Origin of the sequence: Sphaerochaeta sp. S2 (genome assembly GCF_016406725.1) — a bacterium.
Lineage (GTDB): Bacteria > Spirochaetota > Spirochaetia > Sphaerochaetales > Sphaerochaetaceae > Sphaerochaeta.
The window spans coordinates 1-2,516 of record NZ_JAEKNT010000135.1 but is presented as its reverse complement, the minus strand read 5'-3'; the positions used below and the strand labels follow the sequence as shown (position 1 = coordinate 2,516).

The window sequence follows — 2,516 nt, the reverse complement described above, 5'->3', positions numbered from 1 at the left end:
CTCTAAGGGGGCAATTTGGAATTCCTAACGCTCGAGGCAGAAGATTATGAACATGCATTGAAAGAAGCCCGCACTCAGTGGGGAACTGCAGTGCGTGTTCATACGCGTAAGGATTTCCTGTTGAAAAAGGGGATGCGCAAGGAAAAGCGTTGCCGCATCACCTTCTTCCTGGTCGAGGAAACAGAACCCGTTGAAGAGAGTGTGGCAGAAGATCCTGTTTTCGATGCAGGGGACCATTTATCCTTTCTTATGGAACAAAATGAGATTCCTCCGGCCAGAATTGAACAAATCAAGAGCATGTTGCTCTCCGATGAGAAGACCTTGGGGCAAGCAGAGCTTGAAGTCCAGTTTTTCCAGTATCTTCTTGAAGGTCTGCAGTTTGAGGATTCCGTCCAACAACGGTACGTAGTGCTGGTAGGACCGGCCGGGGTGGGGAAGACCACCAGCCTGGTAAAACTAGCTATCCATCTCCGTGCAAAAGAAGGAAAGAAAGTAGCTTTGCTCAGTTTCGATGTGCATCGCCCTGGTGCGTTGGAACAGGTTAGATTCTTTGCAAAGGAGTACTCCCTCCCGCTGTATGAGGCCACCGATGCAGGAGTATTGTCTGGATTGCTTGATGTCCTGGAGACCTATGACCATGTTCTGGTCGATACCACCGGCCATAGCAGCAAGGATGTGATGCTCAGGGATTCTCTTTCAGACCTATTTTCCTCATTTGATGACAAGGAGCGTGAGTACACCTTGGTGGTCAGTGCGAGCAGTAAATTCACGGACCTTATTGCACAGTATGAACTGTTCAGTGAGTATAACCTGCGAAAATTATTGGTGACCAAGCTCGATGAGACACAAGGGATAGGTAATATCCTGTTCTTTGCCAAGGAGGCTGGGCTTCCTCTCTCTTTCCTTGCTGATGGACAGGGAGTGCCTGAGGATTTTCATCGAGCCGATGCGTCGGTATTGGTTCCCCGATTGCGTGGATTTACTCTTGAGCTTGACCAATTCTTCCCATCACTCTAAAGGATGGGTGTATCGCTTGTGATCAGTTTTCCCTGGCTTATGAGCGTCCTGACGATGGCACCAACCGCTGGCGCTGCTACATTTGATCCATACAGGGAAGCCCCTTTCGGATTACCCGCCCCTACATAGAGGATGTACTGTGGATTATCGATCGGTACCATGCCAAGTGTAGATACGAGGATGGTTCCATCCTCATAGCTTTTTGTCTCCTCATTGAACAGTTGTGCTGTTCCTGTCTTGACCCCCAGGTCCACACCTTCAACGCTTGCCTGGATTCCTGTGCCCCCTGAAAGTGAAGCGCGATACATTCCTTCACGAATACGTTCAGTGACCGAAGGTTCCAGTACCTGTGAGATCACCGTTCGTTCCCGTTGGTAGCTTTCCTCTCCGCTGACAGGAGAGGAGCGGGAGAGGATAAGATGTGGAGCAATGAGTTCCCCACTTGGGGAGAGTGCTGTAGCTGCAGTACAGAGATGTAACGCACTTACCAAGAGCTCCTGTCCAAAGGCAATGGTTGGCAGGGTTCTTCCAGACCACTGGGAAGGGTTGGCGATATATGCCTTTGCCTTGGAGGGGAGCGAGATATCATAGCTGTTGGTGAATCCCATTTGTTGCAACATAGTATAAAAAGAAATGGGGTCAGTCTGGAGTGCCCAATGCGAAATTGCCCCATTGCATGATTTTGCAAGCATGGTTTCCACATCAACTTCCCCATGAGGTGAGGTACAGTTGATCGTCACATTGCTGGATCCTGCATTGAAGGTGTAGGATCCATCACAGAGAAAGTGTTCTTCAGTCTGTGCCTCTCCAATCTGCAAGATGGAAGCCATACTGAACAGCTTGAAAACTGATCCTGGCTCATACAGGAGATTCACTGCATTGTTTCTTCTCTGTTCCTCCTCACTCTGCCCAAGTGCATTGATATCGTACCAAGGGTAGCTGGACATGCCAAGAATGTCTCCATTTTGGGCATCGAGCACGAGCGCCATTGCATAATCAGGGTTGAATTCATCAGCAATTTTCTGCAACTGTACATCCAAGGCGTATTGAATATCTACATCCAGGGTGAGTATGACATCCTCCCCATAGGTAGTGCCACGGTTCCCGATTTCTGGATAAGGATTGAGGAATTCTTCCTGACTCAGCTCAATTCCTTCAATTCCCTCCATCTCCACATTGGTGAATCCAATGGTCTGCGATGCATGAAATTGTGCAGGATAGGTACGCCCTATCCGTTTCTCCACGTTTACTTGGTTCTGCAGGCCATGTTCCTGTAAGACACTGCGTAGGGGTTCTACCTGCCTGTCGTCTATCGCCTTCTTGATCTGCGCATAGGTGGTGTAGTTGCTTGCTTTCTGTTGTATCTCTGATGGGCTCATCTCTACAAAAGGGGCAATGACCTCGCTTACCTGAGCTAGGTCCACAATCTTGTTAAGATGAAGGTAAACGCCCCAATAGGGACGTTCAATGGCGAGAATTCTTCCATTTCGGTCATAGAT

The 2,516-nt window shown here is 48.9% G+C and carries 2 protein-coding genes; one reads left to right on the top strand and one right to left on the bottom strand.

Going from position 1 to position 2,516, the window contains the following annotated elements; all coding sequences use genetic code 11:
• Positions 1–15: 15 nt before the first annotated feature.
• The gene (locus tag JF818_RS03595) at positions 16–1,017 is read left to right on the top strand and encodes a hypothetical protein (RefSeq protein ID WP_198890615.1); all 1,002 of its coding nucleotides are present in this window, start codon (positions 16–18) and stop codon (positions 1,015–1,017) included.
• On the opposite strand, the gene JF818_RS03590 is transcribed toward JF818_RS03595, so the two are convergent.
• The coding region (locus tag JF818_RS03590; RefSeq protein ID WP_198890614.1) for a penicillin-binding protein 2 at positions 1,014–2,516 on the bottom strand (1,503 nt) is incomplete at its 5' end. The genes JF818_RS03595 and JF818_RS03590 overlap by 4 nt on opposite strands.